The 20,781-nt window shown below is 67.8% G+C and carries 16 protein-coding genes; 2 read left to right on the top strand and 14 right to left on the bottom strand.

Annotation, left to right across the window (positions count from 1 at the left end; all coding sequences use genetic code 11):
* Positions 1 to 88: 88 nt before the first annotated feature.
* The gene (locus HF886_RS16720) at positions 89 to 595 is read left to right on the top strand and encodes a hypothetical protein (RefSeq protein WP_240955186.1); all 507 of its coding nucleotides are present in this window, start codon (positions 89 to 91) and stop codon (positions 593 to 595) included.
* An 85-nt stretch (positions 596 to 680) separates the two neighbouring features.
* Here HF886_RS16720 and HF886_RS16725 read toward each other — a convergent pair whose 3' ends face one another.
* Complete coding sequence (locus HF886_RS16725; protein WP_169652905.1) at positions 681 to 1,892, bottom strand: FAD-dependent oxidoreductase; 1,212 nt, start codon at positions 1,890 to 1,892, stop codon at positions 681 to 683.
* Positions 1,893 to 1,995: 103 nt separating this feature from the next.
* The gene (locus tag HF886_RS16730; protein ID WP_169652906.1) at positions 1,996 to 2,913 is read right to left on the bottom strand and encodes an RNA polymerase sigma-70 factor; all 918 of its coding nucleotides are present in this window, start codon (positions 2,911 to 2,913) and stop codon (positions 1,996 to 1,998) included.
* A 341-nt stretch (positions 2,914 to 3,254) separates the two neighbouring features.
* Between HF886_RS16730 and HF886_RS16735 the strand changes: the two genes are divergently transcribed.
* Positions 3,255 to 5,297 carry a heavy metal translocating P-type ATPase gene (locus HF886_RS16735; protein ID WP_240955191.1) on the top strand — a complete coding sequence of 681 codons (2,043 nt, stop codon included), beginning with the start codon at positions 3,255 to 3,257 and terminating at the stop codon, positions 5,295 to 5,297.
* A gap of 42 nt (positions 5,298 to 5,339) precedes the next feature.
* On the opposite strand, the gene nuoN is transcribed toward HF886_RS16735, so the two are convergent.
* Genes nuoN through HF886_RS16795 form a run of 12 tightly spaced genes read right to left on the bottom strand, consistent with a single transcriptional unit; the run spans position 5,340 to position 20,777 of the window.
* Positions 5,340 to 6,941: an NADH-quinone oxidoreductase subunit NuoN gene (nuoN, locus tag HF886_RS16740; RefSeq protein ID WP_169652961.1), complete on the bottom strand. Its 1,602-nt coding sequence runs from the start codon at positions 6,939 to 6,941 to the stop codon at positions 5,340 to 5,342.
* Complete coding sequence (locus HF886_RS16745) at positions 6,941 to 8,656, bottom strand: NADH-quinone oxidoreductase subunit M (protein WP_169652908.1); 1,716 nt, start codon at positions 8,654 to 8,656, stop codon at positions 6,941 to 6,943. Before HF886_RS16745 ends, nuoN begins: the two co-directional genes overlap by 1 nt.
* A gap of 16 nt (positions 8,657 to 8,672) precedes the next feature.
* Positions 8,673 to 10,565, bottom strand: a complete 1,893-nt coding sequence (gene nuoL / locus HF886_RS16750; RefSeq protein WP_169652909.1) for an NADH-quinone oxidoreductase subunit L — start codon at positions 10,563 to 10,565, stop codon at positions 8,673 to 8,675.
* Positions 10,566 to 10,625: 60 nt separating this feature from the next.
* Positions 10,626 to 10,925 carry an NADH-quinone oxidoreductase subunit NuoK gene (gene nuoK, locus HF886_RS16755; protein WP_169652910.1) on the bottom strand — a complete coding sequence of 100 codons (300 nt, stop codon included), beginning with the start codon at positions 10,923 to 10,925 and terminating at the stop codon, positions 10,626 to 10,628.
* Positions 10,922 to 11,743, bottom strand: a complete 822-nt coding sequence (locus HF886_RS16760) for an NADH-quinone oxidoreductase subunit J (RefSeq protein ID WP_169652911.1) — start codon at positions 11,741 to 11,743, stop codon at positions 10,922 to 10,924. Before HF886_RS16760 ends, nuoK begins: the two co-directional genes overlap by 4 nt.
* Positions 11,743 to 12,291 carry an NADH-quinone oxidoreductase subunit NuoI gene (gene nuoI, locus HF886_RS16765; protein ID WP_169652912.1) on the bottom strand — a complete coding sequence of 183 codons (549 nt, stop codon included), beginning with the start codon at positions 12,289 to 12,291 and terminating at the stop codon, positions 11,743 to 11,745. The genes HF886_RS16760 and nuoI overlap by 1 nt, the downstream gene beginning before the upstream one ends.
* Complete coding sequence (gene nuoH / locus HF886_RS16770) at positions 12,284 to 13,600, bottom strand: NADH-quinone oxidoreductase subunit NuoH (protein WP_169620044.1); 1,317 nt, start codon at positions 13,598 to 13,600, stop codon at positions 12,284 to 12,286. Before nuoH ends, nuoI begins: the two co-directional genes overlap by 8 nt.
* Positions 13,597 to 16,047 carry an NADH-quinone oxidoreductase subunit G gene (locus HF886_RS16775; protein ID WP_169652913.1) on the bottom strand — a complete coding sequence of 817 codons (2,451 nt, stop codon included), beginning with the start codon at positions 16,045 to 16,047 and terminating at the stop codon, positions 13,597 to 13,599. Before HF886_RS16775 ends, nuoH begins: the two co-directional genes overlap by 4 nt.
* Positions 16,044 to 18,185, bottom strand: a complete 2,142-nt coding sequence (nuoF, locus tag HF886_RS16780; protein ID WP_169652914.1) for an NADH-quinone oxidoreductase subunit NuoF — start codon at positions 18,183 to 18,185, stop codon at positions 16,044 to 16,046. The genes HF886_RS16775 and nuoF overlap by 4 nt, the downstream gene beginning before the upstream one ends.
* Positions 18,182 to 19,507 (bottom strand): NADH dehydrogenase (quinone) subunit D, encoded by a 1,326-nt coding sequence (gene nuoD, locus HF886_RS16785; RefSeq protein ID WP_169652915.1) that lies wholly within the window; start codon positions 19,505 to 19,507, stop codon positions 18,182 to 18,184. Before nuoD ends, nuoF begins: the two co-directional genes overlap by 4 nt.
* Complete coding sequence (locus HF886_RS16790; protein ID WP_169620048.1) at positions 19,507 to 20,226, bottom strand: NADH-quinone oxidoreductase subunit C; 720 nt, start codon at positions 20,224 to 20,226, stop codon at positions 19,507 to 19,509. Before HF886_RS16790 ends, nuoD begins: the two co-directional genes overlap by 1 nt.
* Positions 20,223 to 20,777 (bottom strand): NADH-quinone oxidoreductase subunit B, encoded by a 555-nt coding sequence (locus tag HF886_RS16795; RefSeq protein WP_169620049.1) that lies wholly within the window; start codon positions 20,775 to 20,777, stop codon positions 20,223 to 20,225. Before HF886_RS16795 ends, HF886_RS16790 begins: the two co-directional genes overlap by 4 nt.
* Positions 20,778 to 20,781: the final 4 nt, after the last annotated feature.

The following is a 20,781-nucleotide window of genomic DNA, read 5'->3' on the forward strand; positions in this document are numbered from 1 at the left end:
CGACGGGCTGCCGCGCGGCGCATCTACATGCACTGCGGCCGCCCCCGCCCGCCGGACCCTGATTCCGTTCGGCCGCGACAGTGCGGGCATGCCGGTGTCCTGGGATCTGTCGGCCGGGCGCAATCTCCTCATCGCGCGCGACGAGCGACTCGCCCCGCCCAGCGTCGCCCTCGACCTGGCGGCCATGAACGCCCTGTCGTGTGGCACGCATGACGTGGTCGTGCTCGATCCGCACCGTCGGCACGGCTGGCTGACGGGGCTCGATGCCCGGCAGTCCGCTGCGTGCCTTTCCGCCGTGACACCCGCACAGATGTCCCGGGTGGTCACCGAGCTCGCAGCCGGCGTGGTGGTGCGGCCTCGCCTGTTGCTCGTGGCCGACCTCGCAGCCACGGTCGCGGCGCTGGGCGCCCAATCCCGTGTCGCGCTCACCGACCTGGCGGTCACGGCACGCGAGCGTCAACTGACGGTGGTGGCGACCACCGCGGACACCGATCCCCGACGGTTTCCCGAGCACCTGATCGACGCGTTCGACGACATCGTCGCGCCGCAGGTGGGCGCCGGGCGGTACCGCGAGCCGCGACTGTGGATGCGCTGACTCCCCTGCCCGGGCCGTGCCATGGCACCCCGGGCCCTCACCGTCGTCCGGTCACGCAACGCGCCGCGCGCCGGCGACCCTTTTGTCAGCGCGTGTCGGAGAACGGAGCGCTGTCCTCGGTGGCAGCGTGAGCAGGGTCAGCGGTACGCGCCTGGGTATCGGAGGGATGCCGGCCGCCTCCCGGCAAGGCAACGGTGCCCGGACGTAGTGCCTCCACGCGAAGGCCCGCCATGGCGGCTTTCAGCCCGAGATCCTTGATCGACAGGGCAATCCGGCCGGCAAATGCTCGATCCTTCGGGGTGTCGTCCCGCTCGTGGAACTGGACGACGCCCGAGCGTCGTCCCAGGCTGATACCGATGCCGTTGAATCCGAGGTCGAGCGTCGCGGGTTCCTCGCCCGCGATACGGCTGAGAACCGTATCGGCCGCGGTGAGTCCCATCGGAAGTGCAGACTGGCATGCCATCCGCACCGGGTCGCCCGAGGGGGCTGCGCAATCTCCTGCGGCGATCACACGATCGTCGTCGATGCTCGTCAGTGTCTCGTCGGTGAGGATCCGGCCGAGCGTATCCGTGCGGAACCCGCTCGCGCGGGCGAGTTGGGGAACCCCGAATCCGGCGGTCCAGACGGTGACCGCGCTGGGCAGAACCGTACCGTCCCCGAGCGCCAACTCATCCGGGCCGACCCGGACCACACGTGCATTCTCGTGGACCTCGACGTGCAGGTTCGACAGACGTTCGTGCGTGGCGCGGCGTGCTCTCCCGGTCAGCACCGGGCCGATGACACCGCTGCACACGAGACGGACCCGACGGCCTTGCTCGGCGAGTTCCCCGGCTGTTTCGAGACCGGTGAGCCCTGCGCCGACCACCGTGATCACCGCCTCGGCGTCGAGCGTGTTCAGGGCGTGCCGAAGGCGCTCTGCGTGCTCGAATTCCGCTACCGGGTAGGCGAATTCTTCGACCCCCGGCACGGTGGCCCGCCGTGTCGCGGTGCTCCCCACGGCGTAGATCAGGTAGTCGTACCCGACGGAGTCGTCGGTGGCGAGATGAACTGTCCGCGTGCGGGATTCGATGCGTGTCACGGTATCGACCAGCAGTTGTGTTCCTTTCCCCAGGAGTGTGCGGTAGTCGCCGGAAGCATGATGGTTTCCGACTGCGAACTGATGGAGCCGGGTCCGTTCGACGAAGTGCGGCCGAGGATTGATCACGGTGACTGCCGCCTTCCGGCTCATGCGACCGGCTGCGGCAGCTCCGGCGTATCCGCCGCCGATCACGACGACGCGGGGGCGTGGCTGAGACATGATTTCTCCGATCCCTACGTGGCTCTGTGTCGAGCCCTCGTCATCGAAGACAAGACAGGATCGGTGTTTGTGACACGGTTGCAGAGAATCGGGCCCGGCGGGTTCACGGTCGTTGCAGGTCGCGGAGCTGCTGCGCGAGCGCGCGTACGTCCGCGACCCGCCCGAGGTGCACGAGTTTGTCCGGGTTGATCACGACCCGGACTGCGCCGATCTTTCCGTCGGCGATGTCGAAAGACATGACCTGCACGATGGCACCGCTGTTGTCGCGCACGATCACACCTGGATGCCGGTTGATGTTTCGAGGCTCGAGCACCATGCCGATCTGCGCCATGGGCGCCACATACGAGGCGAGCAAACGCATGACCTTGTCGTCGCCGACGACAACCCTCCGCACCGCCGGCGCGTTGCCGCCGCTGTCGGCCACAAGGTGCACGTCGGCGGCCAGCAGGTCGCGCATGCCGTCGACGTCACCGTCCTGAAACGCCGTGAGAAATCGCGCGGTGAGCTGTTCGTGGGCATGCGGATCGGCATCGAATCGTGCCGCGCCGCGGTCGACGTGACGGCGTGCTCGCACCGCAAGCTGCCTGCACGCCGCCTCCGATCGGTCGACGATGTCGGCGATCTCGGCAAAACCGAATCCGAATGCTTCACGTAACACGAAGACGGCGCGCTCGAGGGGGGTCAGGCGCTCGAGCAGGACGAGCGCCGCCATCGACACCGATTCCGTCAGCTCTGCCGAGCGCTGCGGATCGTCGTAGGGCTCGTCGAGTATCGGCTCCGGAAGCCACTCCCCCACATACTGTTCGCGGCGCGCGCGGGCCGATTCGAGCACGTTGATCGACACCCTCGTGACGACCGTGGACAGGAACGCTCGAGGCGACTCCGGCAGTGTTCCGGATGCGTCGTATCGCACCCAGGTTTCCTGGACGGCGTCCTCGGCCTCCGCGACGCTCCCGAGGATGCGGTAGGCGATGGCGAAGAGCAGTGGACGCAGGTCTTCGAACTCCTCGACGGCAGTCACCTCTGCCCCTCCCGTAGATCCGTGTGTTCGATGACAGCACCCCACCCGGGGTCGGTGCAACGACCCGCAGCCGACGGAGTCGCCCAACCCGTCCCGAGGTCGGCGCTCCGGGCGCACAATCGATCGGAGCGCCCGTGCACATCCGCCGGGACTTTCGGTGGCGGTCCGCGCGGCGGCAGATCGATCCGCAGGTCGGGAGGAGACTCATGTCGCATCCGGAACCCGGTCACTCCCATCCGGACTCGGCCACGGCCACGCACGCCGAGCACGTCACCCACGGCGAGCATCCGGCCCACGCGGAACAGGGCGGTCACACCGGACACGCCGACCACGGCGGGCATATGGGACATGCCGGTCACGCCGCGATGTTCCGCCGCCGATTCTGGATCAGCCTCGTCCTGTCTGTGCCCGTGGTCGCATTCAGCCACATGGTCGCCGACCTGCTCGGCTACCACCTGCCGGATTTCCCGGGCGCCTCGTGGATTCCGCCCGTTCTGGGCACGGTGATCTTCTTCTACGGGGGTATGCCCTTCCTCACCGGGGGCTGGGCCGAACTGCGCTCCCGCCGGCCGGGAATGATGCTGCTGATCGCCATGGCGATCACCGTCGCGTTCGTCGCATCGTGGGTCACCACGCTCGGAATCGGTGGGTTCGAACTGGACTTCTGGTGGGAACTGGCCCTGCTGATCGTGATCATGCTGCTGGGGCACTGGCTGGAGATGCGCGCCCTGGGATCGGCGTCCGGAGCCCTCGAAGCGTTGGCGGCGATGCTCCCGGACACCGCGGAGAAGATCACCGACGAGGGGACCCGCGAAGTCCCCCTCACCGAGTTGTCCACCGGCGATCTGGTGCTGGTGCGCGCCGGAGCCCGCGTGCCCGCCGACGGCACCGTCGTCGAGGGGCGTGCAGAGGTCGACGAGTCGATGATCACCGGCGAATCCAAGACTGTCGCCCGAAGCGCCGGCGACACGGTGGTCGCGGGTACCGTCACCACCGACAGCGCCCTGCGACTGCGGGTCACCGCGGTCGGCGACGACACCGCACTGGCCGGCATCCAGCGTCTGGTTGCCGACGCCCAGGCCTCCTCTTCCCGCGCCCAAGCGCTCGCGGACAAGGCTGCTGCGTTCCTGTTCTACTTCGCTGCCGGCGCGGGCGTGCTGACGTTCCTGATCTGGTCGCTGCTGGGCAACTTCGACGAGGCCGTGGTCCGCACCGTCACCGTTCTCGTCATCGCCTGTCCTCATGCTCTGGGTCTTGCCATTCCACTCGTGATCGCCATTTCCACCACGCGGGCCGCGCAGGCCGGGGTGCTGGTCAAGGACCGGCTCGCGCTGGAACGCATGCGCACCGTCGATGTGGTTCTGTTCGACAAGACCGGCACGCTGACCGAAGGCCGCCCGCGCGTCACGGGGGTCGCCGCCACGGCGGACACCGGCGACGCGTACCTGCTCGCCCTGGCCGCCGCAGTCGAAGCGGACAGTGAACATCCCGTGGCCCGTGCGATCGTGGCTGCGGCCGACGACCGGGTCGCCGCGCCCAACCGTCTGAGCGCCACGGATTTCCGTTCCTTGCCGGGGCGCGGGGTGCGTGCGCTCGTCGACGGCACGGAAGTGATCGTCGGTGGCCCGGCGATGCTCTCCGACCTACGGTTGTCGGTGCCCGACGACGTCGCCGGAGTCACCCGTGGCTGGGTCCGGCGCGGCGCAGCGGTCCTGCACGTCGTGCTCGCAGGCCGCGTGCTCGGCGCCGTGGCGCTCGAAGATGCGGTCCGCGACGAATCCCGGCAGGCGATCGACGCTCTGCACGCCCGCGGAATCGATGTCGCGATGATCACGGGCGACGCCCGGCAGGTCGCGGAAGCCGTGGCCGCAGACCTCGGCATCGACGAGGTGTTCGCCGAGGTATTGCCCGAGAACAAGGACGCCGAGGTCGCCGAACTACAGCAGCGCGGTCGCACCGTCGCGATGGTCGGCGACGGCGTCAACGACGCACCCGCTCTGGCGCGCGCCGACGTCGGCGTCGCCATCGGCGCCGGCACCGACGTGGCCATCGAATCCGCCGGGGTGGTCCTCGCGGCCGACGACCCCCGGGCGGTGCTGTCGATCATCGAACTCTCCCACGCCAGTTACCGGAAGATGTGGCAGAACCTGGTCTGGGCGGCCGGCTACAACGTCGTCGCCGTGCCGCTCGCCGCCGGGGTACTGGCCTTCGCCGGGATCGCAATCTCACCCGCGGTCGCCGCCATCCTGATGTCGATCTCCACCATCGTGGTGGCCCTCAACGCCCAGTTGCTGCGCCGCCTCAACCTCGACCCTGTGCACCTCGCTCGCACCGGCACACCGGTGTCGCATCACCTGTCGTCGGAGCGCGTGCACCGGCTCTGATCGTCGGGCTCACGACCCGCCGCAGGGGTGATCGTCGGACCGCTACTGCAGGAATCCGACGGCTTGCTCCGCAAGGGAGAGCACCGGGGAAGGCATGATGCCCAGCAGAACGGTGATGACCGCCGCGAACGCCACCACCGCACCTGTGGACGTGCTCGTCGCCGCGAACTCCGGTGGCGACTCGGGTGGATCGTTGAAGAACATCAGCACGATCACCTTGACGTAGAAGTACGCGGCGATGGCACTGGCCAGTACACCGACGATCACCAACGGGACCGCGCCTCCCGCAACCGCAGCACCGAACACCGCGAACTTCGCGATGAACCCGCTGGTGAGCGGGATACCTGCGAGCGAGAGCAGGAACAACGCGAACACCGCGCCGAGGGCGGGATACCTCCTGCCCAGACCGGCCCACCGGGACAGATCCCACGCCTCGCCGTCCGGGTCGCGGACCAGGCTGACCACCGCGAACACGCCGACGGCACCCACGGCGTAGACGAACAGATAGAACAGTGTGGCCGCCACCCCGACCGCGTTCGAGGCCACGACGCCGGTGAGCACGAATCCCGTATGGCTGATGGCCGAGTACGCGAGCATGCGCTTGACGTCGGTTTGGGTCACCGCCAGCACCGCCCCGACGAGCATCGTCGCGATGGCGACGGCCCACAGGATGGGGCGCCAGTCGTCGCTCAGGCCCGGCACCGCGACGTACAGCACTCGCATGAGGGCACCGAATGCGGCGATCTTCGTCGCGGCGGCCATGAAGGCGGTGATCGGTGTGGGCGCTCCCTGATAGACGTCCGGGGTCCACGAATGGAACGGCACCGCACCGATTTTGAACAGCAACCCGACCGACAGCAGGCCGACGCCGATCAGCGCGACCGTCTCGTCTCCGGTTCCCGCCGTGACCGCGTAGGCGATCCCGGGCAGTTGCACCGTGCCCGCGTAGCCGTACAGGAGGGCGATTCCGTAGACGAAGAACGCCGACGAGAACGCCCCGAGCAGAAAGTATTTCAGTGCCGCTTCCTGCGAGAGCAGCCGACGCCGGCGGGCGAGTCCGCACAGCAGGTACAGCGGCAACGACAGGACCTCGAGCGCGACGAACATGGTGAGCAGGTCGCCCGACGCGGGAAAGAGCAGCATGCCGCCGATCGCGAACAGTGCCAGGGGAAACACCTCGGTACGGGTGATTCCCGCCGCGGTCGCCTCACGCTCGGCGACACTGCCGGGCAGCGCGGCGGCTTGGGGTGCGAATGCGTCGGTGCGCCGGGGCGCACCCCCGCCGTCGGGTTCCGGGAGAGGCGCGGTCTCGACGCCGCGTTCCGCGACGAGCCCGATGGACAGCACCGACACCACCAGGATCGAGCCCTGCAGGAAGAGCGTGACGCCGTCGATCACGACTGCCCCGCCCACCGTCCACCCTCGGGTGCCGATCAGCAGCACGACCGCTACGAGCGCGGCGACCAGTGCACCGAGACTCAGTACGACGTGCGTGACGTATCGCGCCCGGGACGGAACGAATGCCTCGACGAGCACTCCGAGGACCGCAGCCGCGAATACGAACAGCATCGGCGCGAGCATGCCGTAGTCGATGTCGGGCGCAGGCAACGACTGTGCGAGCGCGGCTCCGCTGTCGGGAAGTATCACTCGTGGGCCCCTTCCTCGGTGCCGTCACCCGAGCCGGGCTCGGCTACGGGACTGTCCGACGGAACGGTCGGCTCGGGTTGGTCCAGGTCGATGGAGATCAGCGTGGCGTCGACCGCGGGTGTGATCACGTCGAGTACCGGCTGTGGGTAGAGACCGAGGAACAGCAGTACAGCGATGAGCGGTGCCACCACGGCGATTTCGCGCGGCACCAGGTCGGTGACGCGGGTGCCGTGCGGTGCGGCGTCACCGGACGCGTCGCCGCGGACCGGGCCACCCATCATGCGCTGATACAGCCACAGGATGTAGAGGGCGGAGAGGACCAGCGCCACGGTCGCGATCACGGCGGCGGCCTGGTAGCGGGGATACGTGCCGACGAAGACGAGGAACTCGCTCACGAACGGTGCCAGACCGGGAAGCGAGAGCGTCGCCAGGCCCGCGACCAGGAACGTGCCGGCCAGGACGGGAGCCACCTTCTGCACCCCGCCGTAGGCGGCGATCGCACGGGAACCTCTGCGCGAGACCAGGAATCCCGCGATGAGGAACAATGCTGCGGTCGAGACGCCATGGTTGACCATGTACAGCGTCGACCCGGTCTGGCCTTGCGCTGTCATCGCGAAGATGCCGAGCACGATGAAACCGAAGTGCGAGATGGAGGTGTAGGCGATCAGCCGCATCACGTCCGTCTGGCCGATCGCGAGCATCGCGCCGTAGACGATTCCCACGACCGCCAGCGTGACCACCACGGGCGCGAAATACACCGACGCTTCCGGAAACAATTGCAGGCAGTACCGCAGCATGCCGAAGGTGCCGACCTTGTCGACCACCGCCATCATGAGCACCGCGGCCGCCGGGGTGGTCTGCACCGCCGCGTCGGGAAGCCATCCGTGCAGAGGCCACAGCGGCGCCTTGACCGCGAAAGCAACCATGAAACCGAGGAACAGGAAGTTGAGTACGACCGGTGCGACACCGAGGTCCCCGGCCGCTGCGGCCTCGGTGATCACCCGGATGTCGAAGGTGCCGAACCCGGGGTCGCTGCCCAGTCCCGCCCGCGCGGTCACCACGTAGAGGCCGACCACGGCGGCGAGCATGACGAGACCACCGAGCAGGTTGTAGAGCAGGAATTTCACGGCGGCGCGCGACCGGGTACCACGGTCGCTGCCCCGGCCTCCGAAACCCGCGATGAGGAAGTACATCGGGATGAGCATGGCCTCGAAGAACACGTAGAACAGCAGCACGTCCAGTGCCGTGAACGAGACCAGCACCATCGATTCGACGAGCAGTATCAGCGCGACATAGGTGTGCGCGGAGCGGGGCCGTGACCGTTCTGCGCGGTCGCCGGACTCACGAGCGTGGGCATCCCGTTCGTCGGCGTCCCGTTCGTCGGAGTCACGGCCGTCGTTCCACCCCGCCATCATGAGCAGTGGCACCAGGGCTGCTGTGAGCAGGACGAGCACGAGGGCGATGCCGTCGATGCCGAGCCGGTATCCGGAACCGAAAGACGGTATCCACGGCTGTGATTCGACGAACTGGAAACGGTCACCGGACGGATCGAAGCCGGCAGCCAGCCCGATACCGACGAGCAGGACCGCGACAGCCACCCCGAGCCCGAGCATCCTCGCCCCGGAGGCCATCCGGGCAGGCAGAGAAAAGACGAGCACTGCGCCGATCAGCGGGAGGACCCACAGGATCGTCAGCCAGGGCACGGTGGTCACGAGCGCTTCACCCCCATCACAGTCTCACCAGCATCAGGGCGCCGACGACGATCGTCGCGCCCGCGAACATGTAGAGGGCGTACGACCGGACGAACCCGGTCTGAAGACGACGCAACCGGCGGGACACACCACCGACGACGGCGGCCGTTCCGTCGATCGTGCCGTCGATTCCGCGGCTTTCGACCTCACCGAGCGCACTCACCGCCACCTGCCCGGGTCGCATGAAGACCTCTTCGTTCACGGTGTCGCCGTAGAGGTCCCGGCGGGCGGCAGTCGTGAACGACGACACGTCGACCGGGGCGGATTCCGGCACCGGCCGCGTCGCGTACTGCCGGTACGCCACGGCGACTCCGATCGCGACCACAGCGAGAGTGAGCGTCGTGACCAGCCACACCGGCAACCCGCCGCCGTGCGGTGCGACCCCCACCACCGGTTCGAGCCAGTGCTCGAGCGCCCCGCCGGCGACCAGCGCACCCCCCGCGGCCACCGATCCGATCGCAAGCACGATCATCGGCCACGTCATGATCCGCGGTGCTTCGTGCGGTTCGACGGGTTCCTCCCACCGCCGTTCTCCGAAGAACGTCATGATCATGACGCGGCTCATGTAGAACGCGGTCAGCCCCGCGCCGAGCAGCGCCGCACTCCCCAGTACGGCTCCCCCCACACCGCCCTCGGCGAAGGCGACCTCGATGATCTTGTCCTTGGAGAAGAACCCGGAGAACGGCGGAACCCCGATGATCGCGAGGTATCCGAGTCCGAACGTGGCGAAGGTGATGGGCATGACCGTCCGCAGCCCGCCGAATCGTCGCATGTCGGTCTCGTCGTTCATCGCGTGCATCACCGAGCCCGCGCCGAGGAACAACCCCGCCTTGAAGAATCCGTGGGTGAGCAGATGCAGGATCGCGAAGACGCATCCGGCGGGTCCCAGCCCGGCGGCGAGCACCATGTACCCGATCTGGCTCATCGTGGACGCGGCGAGCGCTTTCTTGATGTCGTCCTTCGCGCAGCCGATGATCGCGCCGAACAACAACGTGGCAGCGCCGACGATCACCACGGCGAGCCGCGCGGCGGGCGCGGCCTCGAAGACCGTGTTCGCCCGGACGATGAGATAGACGCCGGCGGTGACCATCGTCGCCGCGTGGATGAGCGCCGAGACGGGAGTCGGGCCTTCCATCGCGTCGCCGAGCCACGATTGCAGCGGCAGCTGTGCCGATTTCGCGCATGCGGCGAGCAGCAGCATCAAGCCCAGCGCGGTGACGATCCCCTCGCTCGCGTCCGGTACGGCAGCGAACACCGTGTCGTAGTCCAGGGAGCCGAAGGTGGCGAACATGATCATGAGCGCGACGAGCAGTCCCATGTCTCCCACGCGGTTGACCACGAACGCCTTCTTCGCGGCCGTCGCCGCGGAGGGCTTGTGCTGCCAGAAACCGATCAGCAGGTACGACGCGAGACCCACGCCCTCCCAGCCGAGGTACAGGACGAGGAAGTTGTCGGCGAGAACGAGCACCAGCATCGCCGCGAGGAACAGGTTGAGGTACGCGAAGAACTTCCGCCGGGCGGCGTCGTGAGCCATGTATCCGACCGAGTAGAGGTGGATCAGCGCCCCCACCCCGGTGATCAGCAGCACGAAACACACCGACAGCTGGTCGATCCGGAGCCCGAAGTCGACCTGCAGCCCGCCGACGGACACCCACTCGAACAGGGCCTGCCCGGTGCTGCGTGCGTCGGCGTCCGTGCCGAGCATCTGCGCGAACACCACCGCGCCGAGCACGAACGACACGAGTGCGGTGCCGCAGCCGAGCAGGTGACCCCACCTGTCGCTGCGGTGCCCCGCGAGTAGTAGTACCGCTGCCCCGAACAGTGGGATCGCGGGGATCAACCAGAGTGCCGACGAGGGGAACGAGTTCATGTCCTGTGTCCTCTCGGCGCGTCGTGGTTCGTCACTCTCACCGTCCTTTGGGGGCGACCGTCAGTATTTGAGAAGATCCGCGTTGTCCACCGAGGCGGAGCGACGACTCCGGAAGATGGTGACGATGATCGCGAGTCCCACCACCACTTCGGCTGCAGCGACCACCATCGTGAAGAAGGCGAAGACCTGACCGTGCAGGTTGCCGTGCATTCTCGCGAACGTGACGAAGGCGAGATTCGCAGCGTTCAGCATGAGTTCGATGCACATGAAGACAACGATCGCGTTGCGCCGCAACAGCACTCCGGAGGCGCCGATCGTGAACAGCAATGCCGACAGGTAGAGATAGTTCTCCGGATTCACGGCCGTTCCCCCTCGTCACGGTCAGGCCGGGCCTCCCCATGCTTCGCGGGGCCCCGGATGCCGAGATCGGCAGGCCCCCAGCCGCGCCCGATCCGCCGCAACAGCGGACCGACGGAACTGTCCGCGAACGAACCGTCGGGAAGCATCGCCGGAACGTCGGCGGCGTTGTGCCGGGCATAGACGCCCGGTCCGGGCAGCGGAGTCACCCGGCCGCCGTTGCGGAACCGTTCCTCGGAGAGTTCACGCTGGGTGCGCCGCGGCCCGAGCCGTTCCCGGTGCGCGAGCACCATCGCGCCGATGGTCGCGGTGATCAGCAGAGCGCCGGTGAGTTCGAAGGCCCAGACGTAGTCCAAAAACAGCAGTACGGAGAGTTCTTCGACATTTCCGGCTGCGTCGGCTGAATCGAAGCCGACAAAGCCCGTCACCGCCGCGTTTCCGAGTCCGCCGATCAGCAGCACCCCGAAGCCGATTCCCACCGCGATGGCGAGAACGCGCTGTGCGCGCAGTGTCTCGACCAGCGAGTCCGACGAGTCGATGCCCACGAGCATGAGCACGAACAGGAACAACATCATGACGGCACCGGTGTACACGACCACCTGCACGACACCGAGGAACAACGCTCCCTGGGCGATGTAGAACACGGCGAGCACCACCATGGTCATCGCGAGGAAGATCGCCGAATAGACGGCCTTCGCCGCGCCGACGACGCCGAGTGCACCGATCACCGCGACGGTCGCGAGAATCCAGAACTGCACCCCTTCCCCGGTAGAGGTGCGGGTGAGTTCCTGGGCGAGCAGCATTGTTCCCGGCGCACCCATCACGGTTGCCCTTCCGTCGGAGCCGACGCATCGCTGTCGTCCACCGGCGGGACGGTGCCGCGGTAGTAGTCCTCGTCCGCGGCGCCCGGCGACATGGGATGCGGCGCCGGCTGCATTCCGTCCTGGAGCGGCGCGAGAAGGCGATCCTTGTCGTAGATCAGATCGGTGCGGTTGTCGTCGACCATCTCGTAGTCGTTGGTCATCGTCAGGGCGCGGGTGGGGCACGCCTCGATGCACAGTCCGCAGCCGATACAGCGCAGGTAGTTGATCTGGTAGACGCGTCCGTATCGCTCACCCGGCGAATACCGTTCGCTCTCGGTGTTGTCCGCTCCCTCGACGTAGATGGCGTCGGCCGGGCACGCCCACGCGCAGAGTTCGCACCCGATGCACTTCTCGAGTCCGTCCGCGTACCGATTGAGCTGGTGGCGACCGTGGTAACGCTCGGCGGTCGGATTCTTTTCTTCCGGATAGAACTCGGTGTTGGGCTTTTTGAACATGGTCGAAAAGGTCACGCCGAAACCGGCGAGCGGGCCGAGGAATTCAGACATTGCTCTCCTCCTGGGTTGTGGCCGGCGCACTCGCGGGCAGTTGCCCGGGCAAGGGAGGCACCGGGTATCCGCCCATCGTGGGGTCGTGCCGGACGGGCGGCCCGGCTGTGCCGGTGCCGGGGTCGTTTCGGGGGTCGGCCGCACGACGCCAGCGGTACCCGAGGTACCAGAACGACACCGCCGAGACGGCGATGCCCGCGACGACGAGCGATGCGGTGCCGGGCAGGCGTCCTTCGCCGGCGAGAAGAACGATGACGGCGACCACCATCACCCACACCACGGCGATCGGGATGAGCACCTTCCATCCCAGTGCCATGAACTGGTCGTATCGCAGGCGGGGCAGCGTGGCCCGGAGCCACACGAACACGAACAGCACCAGCCAGATCTTCACGACGAACCACAGCAGCGGCCACCATCCGGTGTTCGCTCCGTCCCAGATGCTCAGCGGCCACGGCGCGCGCCAGCCACCGAGGAACAGCGTGGTGGCCAGCCCGGAGACGGTGATCATGTTGACGTACTCGGCAAGCATGAACATCGCGAACCGGAGCGAGGAGTATTCGGTGTGGAACCCACCGACGAGTTCGCCCTCAGCTTCGGGAAGGTCGAACGGCGCCCGGTTCGTCTCACCGACCATCGACACGCAGTAGATGAGGAATGCGGGCAACAGCAGCAGAGCGAACCAGATCCCCGTCTGCTCGGCGACGATCCCCGACGTCGACATGGTGCCGGCGAGCAGGAAGACGGCGGCGAAACACAGTCCCATCGCGATCTCGTACGAAATGACCTGCGCCGTCGAACGCAATCCGCCCAGCAGCGGGTACGTCGATCCCGACGCCCATCCGGCGAGCACGATCCCGTACACACCGATCGAGGTGACGGCGAGGATGTAGAGCACGGCGACGGGAAGGTCGGTCAGCTGCAGCGGCGTGCGTTCTCCGAACACGGACACCACGGGACCGAACGGGATGACCGCGAAGGCCATGAGCGCGGGGGCGGTCGCCAGCACGGGCGCAAGCAGGTAGAGGGGTTTGTCCACCCCGCTCGGGGTGATGCCTTCCTTGAGACCGAGTTTGATGCCGTCCGCGACGGTTTGCAGCAGTCCCTTCGGTCCGACCCGGTCCGGTCCGACCCGCATCTGCATCCATGCCATGACCTTGCGTTCCGCGAGGATCAGCACGAGCGTGGTGAGCACCAGGAAGGCGAAGACCAGCAGGGCTTTGACGATCACGAGCCACCAGGGGTCGATCCCGAACATCGACAGGTCGACCTCCCGCGCTGTGGGCACGGACCGGTCGGCGGAGATGATCATTGCGGTACCTCCGTATCCGGAAGCGCGGCACGGATACCCACCACGTCACCGGCCGTCGCGGCGAGGTGTTCGTGGACGCCCGCACCGGGCGAGGCCGTCGGGAGCCAGACCACCCGCTCGGGGAGCGCGTCGATCACGAGCGGCAATGTGATCTCACCGCGTTCGGTGAACACCGTGATCGATTCGCCGTCGCGGGCACCGATCTCGGCGGCCGTCGGCTCCGACAGCCGCACGACCGGTACCCGCGCGGTCCCGGCGAGATTCGGCTCACCGTCCTGGAGCCGTCCCGCGTCGAGCAGCATCCGCCAGGTGGCCAGAACCGCTTCGCCCGGTCCGGGGCGTTCGCGTTCGGTGGAGACGACGTCGGGAAGCGGTGCGTCCGGTGCCGGACGGTCACCCACACGGCCGAGTTCGGTTCGCGCCGAGGCGGTGTCGGACGCACCGAGATCGATGTCCATGGCGTCGGCGATCGCGTGCAGTACACGCTGGTCGGGCATCGAGTCGGCCTCGCGCAGTGCGATTCCGAAGGGTCGTGCCCTGCCCTCCCAGTCGACGAACGTGCCGGACTTTTCGGCCACGGACGCGACGGGAAATACGACATCGGCACGGTCGGTGACCTCACTGCGGCGCATTTCGAGACTGACGACGAACGGCGCGGCGACGAGCGCCGCCCGCGCCGCGTCCGGGTCGGGCAGATCGGCGATCTCCACCCCGGCGACGACCAGAGCGCCGAGATCGCCCGCTGCCGTGGCCTCGAGCATCGCGGCGGTGTCGCGGCCGGGAACGTCCGGAAGATCGTCCGCCGAAGGCAGATTCCATGCCGTCGCGACCTCGCGCCGCGCGTCGGCGTCGGTGACGGCACGGCCACCGGGAAGCAACGCCGGGAACGCGCCCGCATCGAGTGCGCCGCGTTCCCCGGCGCGCCGCGGGATCCACGCCAGGCGCGCACCCGTGGCGTCGGCGAGTCGGGCGGCGGCGGTGAGTCCGCCCGGGGCACCGGCAAGACGCTCCCCTACGAGAACGAGTGCTCCGTCGCGGCGCAGGAGGTCGGTGTCGACATCCTGCCGGTCACCCGAGCGCAGCGCGTCGAGCAGTTCCGCCTCGGTGCCGGGTACGCACCCGAGCACGCGGGCCTGCATTTTCTTCGCACCGGCACCGGCATACGGCGCGACGGTCCAGACCGCGGTGCGCCCGGCCCGGACGGCTTTGCGCAACCGGAGGAACACGATGGGCGATTCCTCTTCGGGTTCGACACCGACCAGGAGCACGACCGGCGCGTTCTCGAGGTCGCGATAGGTGACACCGACGCCGCGTCCCGCGACGCGGGTGGCGAGGAACCGGGTCTCCTCCGCCGAGTGGACCCGGGACCGGAAGTCGATGTCGTTGGTCCGGAGCGCGACGCGGGCGAATTTCGCGTACGTGTAGGCATCCTCCCGGGTGAGCCGCCCGCCGACCAGTACCCCGGCCGCGCCCTGGGCGGCTTTCAGGCCGCGCGCCGCGACCGCCAGTGCCATGGGCCAGGAGGCGGGGACGAGTTCACCCGACTCGTCGCGAACCAGCGGACCGGTGATCCGGTCGGGCAGCGTGGCGTACGCGAACGCCCACCGGCCCTTGTCGCAGTTCCACTCCTCGTTGACCTCCGGATCGTCGCCGGCGAGTCGCCGGAGCACCACGCCGCGACGATGGTCGGTGCGCTGTGCGCATCCGCTGGCGCAGTGTTCGCACACGCTCGGGCTGGACACGAGATCGAACGGCCTCGCCCGGAACCGGTAGGCGGCGCCGGTGAGCGCTCCGACAGGACAGATCTGCACGGTGTTTCCCGAGAAGTACGATTCGAACGGTTCTTCGGTGTAGATGCCGACCTGTTGCCGTGCCCCACGCTCGAGCATGTCGACGAAGGGATCGCCGGCGATCTGGTCCGAGAAGCGGGTGCAGCGCGCGCACAGGACGCAGCGTTCCCGGTCGAGCAGCACCTGCGACGAGATCGCGATCGGCTTGGGGTACGTGCGCTTTTCTTCGATGTACCGGGATTCGGCGCGACCGTTGCTCAATGCCTGGTTCTGCAACGGGCATTCACCACCCTTGTCGCACACCGGGCAGTCGAGCGGATGGTTGATGAGCAGCAACTCCATGACACCGCGCTGCGCTTTGTCCGCCACCGGCGAGGTGGCCTGGCTCCGGACGACCATGCCGTCGGTCACCACGGTGGTGCACGAGGCGAGCGGTTTGCGCTGCCCTTCGACGTCCACCAGGCACTGCCGGCACGCTCCGACCGGGTCGAGCAACGGGTGGTCGCAGAAGCGAGGGATCTGCACGCCGACGAGTTCGGCCGCGCGGATCACCAATGTTCCCTTGGGAACGCGGATTTCGATGTCGTCGATGGTGACGGTGACCTGATCGTCCGCCGGGGCGGCGCCGACCGGGTCCGTTCCTGGAGCTGAACTCATGAAGTCTCCTCGCGTACTGCGCCGGCGGCGAGTGTGGCGCTGTGCGGATCGAAGGGGCAGCAGCCCTGTTCGACGTGCGCGCGGTACTCGTCGCGGAAGTATCCGATCGACGAGGTGATCGGACTCGTCGCGCCGTCGCCGAGTGCGCAGAACGCCCGGCCCAGGATGTTGTCGGAGATGTCGAGCAAGGTGGCGAGGTCCTCTTCGGTGCCCCGGCCCGCCTCGAGCCGCTCGAGGATCTGCACGAGCCACCACGTGCCTTCGCGGCACGGGGTGCACTTCCCGCACGACTCGTGGGCGTAGAACTCGCTCCAGCGCAACACCGTCCGGACCACGCACGTCGTGTCGTCGAAGATCTGCAGGGCGCGTGTCCCGAGCATCGACCCTGCGGCGCCGACACTTTCGTAGTCGAGCGGTGTGTCGAGATGCTCGGCGGTGAAGATCGGTGTGGACGATCCGCCCGGAGTCCAGAACTTCAGCTCGTGACCGGAACGGACACCGCCCGCGTACTCGAGCAGTTCGCGCAGCGTGATCCCGAGCGGAGCCTCGTACTGACCCGGGGTCGTGACGTGCCCGGACAAGGAGAACATGGCGAAGCCCGGAGACTTCTCGGTGCCCATCGACCGATACCACTCGACTCCGTTGCGGATGATCGGCGGCACGTTGGCGATGGATTCGACGTTGTTGACCACGGTGGGGCACGCGTACAGACCCGCGACCGCCGGGAACGGCGGCCGCAGTCGCGGCTGCCCGCGGCGACCTTCGAGCGAGTCGAGCAGCGCGGTTTCCTCACCGCAGATGTAGGCACCGGCGCCGGCGTGCACGACGAGATCGAGGTCGTATCCGGAGCCGAGGATGTCGTTGCCGAGGTACCCGGCGGCGTACGCGTCGGCGACAGCGGCCTGCAACCGCCGCAGTACCGGAACAGCCTCACCGCGGAGGTACACGAACGCGTGCCGCGCGCGGATCGCGTAGGCCGCGATGATCGCTCCTTCGAGGAGGGCGTGCGGAGTGGCGAACAGGAGCGGGATGTCCTTGCAGGTTCCGGGCTCGGATTCGTCGGCGTTGACGACGAGGTAGTGGGGCTTGTCGTCACCCTGCGGAATGAACGACCACTTGGTGCCGGTGGAGAACCCCGCGCCCCCACGCCCGCGCAGGCCCGCGTCCTTGACCGCCGACACCACGGCGTCGGGTTCCATGCCGAGGGCGATCGGCAACGCCTCGTAACCGTGCTGACGGCGGTACGCGTCGAGAGTCCACGCCTCGTCGTCGCCCCAGGACCGCGTGAGCACGGGCGTCAGAGCCGTCCCCACGTTCCCGAGATCGCTGTCGGCGCGGGCGTCACCGTCGCGTGGCGCCGGCGGGGCGGCCATACCGCGATCGCGAGCGACGCGCAGACCGGCCAGCGAGGCGCCACCTGCGGTGCCGCCGGCTTCGAGCGCGCCGTCGCGTTCGTCGGGGAATCCGGCGAGCAACCGGGAGGTGTCGCGGAACGTCGTGAGCGCGGCGCCGCGGGTGGGCTGAGGCGGCCGCCCCGCACGGAGGTCGCCGACGAGGTCGACCGCGGACTCCACGGACGCGTTGTCGAACAGTTCCCAGTTGACGGTCATCACGGGGGCGAAATCGCAGGCGGCGTTGCATTCGATGTGCTCGAGCGTGATCGCGCCGTCCTCGGTGGTCTCGCCGTTGGCGACGCCGAGATGATCCCGCACCGCTTCGAAGATCTCGTCACCGCCCATGACCGCGCAGAGCGCGTTCGTGCACACTCCGACGTGGTAGGTGCCGGTGGGCTTGCGCCGGTACATGGTGTAGAAAGTGGCAACCGCAGCGACCTCCGCGCCGGACAATCCCAGTTGCCGGGCGCAGAATTCGAGTCCTGCGGGCGTGATGTAGCTGTCCTCGGCCTGGACGAGGTGCAGCAGCGGAAGCAGGGCGGAGCGGCCGTGGGGGTAGCGGCCGATGATCTCGGCGGCATCCTTCTCGAGCCGGGCGAGCACGTCGTCGGGATAGCTCCGGCGTGCACCGGGGCGCACGATCGAGGCGTCTTCTTCCGGTCGCGGCCCGAGCGGAAGGAAGACCGGTTCCTGCCCTCCGGTGGGAACGGGTGTGTCTCCCTTGTGGACGTATTCGGTGCTCATCGGTCCACCCCACCCATCACCGGATCGATACTCGCGAGCGAGGCGATCACGTCGGACACCATGCCGCCCTCACACATCGCGGCCACCGCCTGGAGGTTCGTGAACGACGGGTCGCGGTAGTGCACCCGGTAGGGCCGTGTGCCGCCGTCGCTGACCATGTGGACCCCCAATTCGCCGCGAGGCGACTCGACCGAGACGTACACCTGGCCCGCGGGCACCCGCAGTCCTTCGGTGACGAGCTTGAAATGGTGGATCAGTCCCTCCATGGACGTGCCCATGATCCGGCGGACGTGCTCGGGGGAATTGCCGAGACCGTCGCCGCCGCGGGTGAGTTGCGACGGCCACGCGATCTTCCTGTCCTCCACCATCACCGGGCCCGGGCGGAGCCGGTCGAGACACTGTTCGACGATCTTCAGCGACTCCTTCATTTCACCGATCCGGATCCGGTACCTGCCGTAACAGTCGCTGCCGGTGTCGGTGACCACCTCGAATTCGTAGTTCTCGTATCCGCAGTACGGCTGTGCCTTGCGCAGGTCGTGCGGCAGGCCGGTCGACCGCAGGATCGGCCCGGTGACCCCCAGCGTCATGCACCCGGTCAGGTCGAGGTAGCCGATACCCCGGGTGCGCGAGATGAAGATCGGGTTGTCGTCGAGAAGCATTTCCATGTCGCGGATCCTCGAGGGCAGGATCGCCAGCAGATCGCGGATCTTCGGGACCGCGTCGGACGGGAGATCCTGGACCAGCCCGCCCGGCCGGATGTACGCGTGGTTCATCCGAAGTCCGGTGATGGTTTCGAAGACGTCGAGGATCAGTTCGCGCTCGCGGAAGCCGAACAGCATCGGCGTGGTGGCGCCGAGTTCCATGCCTCCGGTCGCGAGGGCGACCATGTGCGAGGAAATCCGATTGAGTTCCATGAGCATCACCCGGATGACGTCGGCCCGCTCGGGCACGAGATGGGTGATGTCGAGCAGTTTCTCCACGCCGAGGCAGTACGCAGCCTCGTTGAAGAACGGCGCGAGGTAGTCCATGCGGGTGACGAACGTGACGCCCTGCGTCCAGTTGCGGTATTCGACGTTCTTCTCGATACCGGTGTGCAGATAGCCGATACTGCATCGCGCTTCGGTGATGGTTTCGCCGTCGATCTCGAGGACGAGCCGAAGGACGCCGTGCGTGGACGGGTGCTGCGGGCCCATGTTGACCACGATGTGGTCTTCACCCGCCGCCGCGGCGGCCGTGACGACCTCGTCCCAGTCCTGGCCGGATGCGGTGAGGATGGTGGTGTCGTCACGCGCGCCGCCGGACGTGGCTGCTGTGTCGCTCATCAGCTGTATGCCCTCCGTTCGTCCGGAGGCGCGATGGTGGCGCCCTTGTACTCCACGGGGATCCCGCCGAGCGGGTAGTCCTTGCGCTGGGGATGCCCGGACCAGTCGTCGGGCATCTCGATGCGGGTCAGCGCGGGGTGACCGTCGAACCTGATCCCGAAGAAGTCGTACGTTTCACGCTCGTGCCAGTCGTTGGTCGGATAGATGGCGTAGAGCGACGGGATGTGCGGATCGGACTCCGGCGCAGTGACTTCGAGTCGCACGCGCCGGTTGTGCGTGATGGACATGAGGGCGTACACCGCGTGGAGTTCGCGGCCGGTCTCCTCCGGATAGTGCACCCCGCTGACTCCCAGGCACAGTTCGAACCGCAACGCGGCGTCGTTGCGCAGGGCGAGGGCGACACGCGGCAGATGCTCTCGGCGGACATGGATCGTCATTTCGTCGCGGAAGACGACGATCTTCTCGACCGCGTCGGCGAATCCCTCCCCCGCGGTGGGCGCGAGCGCATCGTCGAGGGCGTCGGCCACGTCGTCGAAATAGCCGCCGTAGGGCCGGGGCGAACTGCCGGGCAGGGTGATCCTCCGTACGAGGCGCCCGTACCCGGAGGTGTCGCCGCTGTCGCGGGCACCGAACATGCCGCGCCGGACATCGATCTGCTCCCTGCCGGTCTCGGGGCCGATCTGTTCCCGGCCGGCCTCAGTGGGGTGTTCGCCCGTCATCGCCGAGGCACCGTCAACTCGATGAGCGGGCGTGCCGAGAGTGCGGCCTCCTCGGCTGCGCGCACAGCGTCCGCGCGGTTGGCACCGAGAGGCATGTGCGCGATCTTCTCGTGCAGCGCCAGAATCGCGTGGATCAGCATTTCCGGGCGCGGGGGGCACCCGGGTAGGTAGATATCGACCGGCACCACATGGTCGACGCCCTGGACGATGGCGTAATTGTTGAACATGCCGCCCGACGATGCGCACACCCCCATGGAGAGCACCCATTTGGGCTCGACCATCTGGTCGTAGACCTGGCGCAGCGCCGGCGCCATCTTCTGGCTCACCCGGCCGGCGACGATCATGACGTCGGCCTGCCGGGGGGACGCCCGGAAGGCTTCCATTCCGAATCGTGCGAGGTCGTAGCGGCCTCCCGCAGTGGACATCATTTCGATCGCGCAGCACGCGAGGCCGAAGGACGCCGGCCACAGCGAACCCTTGCGTGCGAACCCGGCGAGGGTTTCGACCGTGCTCAGCAGAAATCCGCTCGGCACCTTCTCCTCGAGACCCATGTTC

The sequence above is a fragment of the Rhodococcus sp. 105337 genome, from assembly GCF_012844225.1.
Taxonomy (GTDB): domain Bacteria; phylum Actinomycetota; class Actinomycetes; order Mycobacteriales; family Mycobacteriaceae; genus Rhodococcus.

What these genes read in the sequence shown, in the direction of transcription:
- nuoF (WP_169652914.1), bottom strand. Translation starts at nt 18,185, where the DNA reads ATGAGCACCGAATACGTCCACAAGGGAGACACACCCGTTCCCACCGGA.
- nuoI (WP_169652912.1), bottom strand. Translation starts at nt 12,291, where the DNA reads ATGTCTGAATTCCTCGGCCCGCTCGCCGGTTTCGGCGTGACCTTTTCG.
- HF886_RS16775 (WP_169652913.1), bottom strand. Translation starts at nt 16,047, where the DNA reads ATGAGTTCAGCTCCAGGAACGGACCCGGTCGGCGCCGCCCCGGCGGAC.
- HF886_RS16760 (WP_169652911.1), bottom strand. Translation starts at nt 11,743, where the DNA reads ATGGGTGCGCCGGGAACAATGCTGCTCGCCCAGGAACTCACCCGCACC.
- HF886_RS16725 (WP_169652905.1), bottom strand. Translation starts at nt 1,892, where the DNA reads ATGTCTCAGCCACGCCCCCGCGTCGTCGTGATCGGCGGCGGATACGCC.
- nuoD (WP_169652915.1), bottom strand. Translation starts at nt 19,507, where the DNA reads ATGAGCGACACAGCAGCCACGTCCGGCGGCGCGCGTGACGACACCACC.
- HF886_RS16720 (WP_240955186.1), top strand. Translation starts at nt 89, where the DNA reads ATGCCGGTGTCCTGGGATCTGTCGGCCGGGCGCAATCTCCTCATCGCG.
- nuoH (WP_169620044.1), bottom strand. Translation starts at nt 13,600, where the DNA reads ATGATCATCTCCGCCGACCGGTCCGTGCCCACAGCGCGGGAGGTCGAC.
- HF886_RS16735 (WP_240955191.1), top strand. Translation starts at nt 3,255, where the DNA reads ATGGGACATGCCGGTCACGCCGCGATGTTCCGCCGCCGATTCTGGATC.
- nuoL (WP_169652909.1), bottom strand. Translation starts at nt 10,565, where the DNA reads ATGAACTCGTTCCCCTCGTCGGCACTCTGGTTGATCCCCGCGATCCCA.
- HF886_RS16795 (WP_169620049.1), bottom strand. Translation starts at nt 20,777, where the DNA reads ATGGGTCTCGAGGAGAAGGTGCCGAGCGGATTTCTGCTGAGCACGGTC.
- HF886_RS16790 (WP_169620048.1), bottom strand. Translation starts at nt 20,226, where the DNA reads ATGACGGGCGAACACCCCACTGAGGCCGGCCGGGAACAGATCGGCCCC.